1 protein-coding gene is annotated in these 407 nt (G+C 66.1%); it reads left to right on the top strand.

Annotated features, from left to right (window positions below; translation table 11 throughout):
- Positions 1–407 (top strand): MFS transporter (locus tag KQX66_RS38875; RefSeq protein ID WP_216798402.1); only part of this gene is annotated, 407 nt, incomplete at both ends.

Below are 407 nucleotides of genomic sequence, written 5' to 3'. Positions count from 1 at the left end.
GACGTCTCCATCCCGATGGCCGGCATGTTGATCAGCGCCTGCGCCGTTGGCGTGATGGTTGGCGCACCGCTGATGACGCTGCTGGTCTCGCACCGGGCGCGCAGAAGCGCGCTGATCTTCCTGATGGCGATCTTTACCCTGGGTAACGTGTTGTCGGCCATTGCGCCTGACTACACCACCCTGATGCTGTCGCGCATCATCACCAGCCTGAACCACGGCGCGTTCTTTGGTCTCGGTTCCGTGGTGGCCGCCAGCGTGGTGCCGAAGGAGAAACAGGCCAGCGCCGTGGCGACCATGTTTATGGGCTTGACCATCGCCAATATCGGCGGGGTGCCCGCCGCCACCCGGCCGGGGGGAACCCTTCGCCGGCGCCTCCTGTTTCCCTCCCCCCCCCGGACTGGGGGTAC

It is taken from the genome of Paenibacillus oleatilyticus, from assembly GCF_018998565.1.
Lineage (GTDB): Bacteria > Bacillota > Bacilli > Paenibacillales > NBRC-103111 > Paenibacillus_G > Paenibacillus_G oleatilyticus.
The sequence above is the reverse complement of the archived record's forward strand: the minus strand, read 5'-3'. Positions and strand labels throughout refer to the sequence as shown.